This is a genomic window from Gilvimarinus sp. 1_MG-2023, assembly GCF_030548285.1.
Genome location: NZ_JAUOSC010001770.1, coordinates 1 through 234, shown reverse-complemented (window position 1 = coordinate 234; position 234 = coordinate 1). Strand labels below are relative to the sequence as shown.

Genomic DNA, 234 nt, shown 5'->3' with positions numbered 1-234 from the left:
CAACGGTAGAACCACGATCAGCAACAGCGCCAGAATCAGCATATGGCTGAGCTGGTAGCGAGCGAACAAATGGGCAATAAAGTTCATGGGCGACCTCTTTATTTACGTATTTTGAGAGAGAACAGCCCTTGTGGACGCAGCATCAAAATGCCAACGACGACGAGCAGGGTGAGCACTTTGGCCATCGAGCCACTGAGGAAAAATTCCATGGTCGATTGCGCCTGAGAGATAGTG

General features: G+C 50.4%; 1 pseudogene. It reads right to left on the bottom strand.

Going from position 1 to position 234, the window contains the following annotated elements:
• Positions 1–98: 98 nt before the first annotated feature.
• A pseudogene (locus tag Q4563_RS22795) lies at positions 99–234 on the bottom strand (urea ABC transporter permease subunit UrtB); the annotation flags it as partial.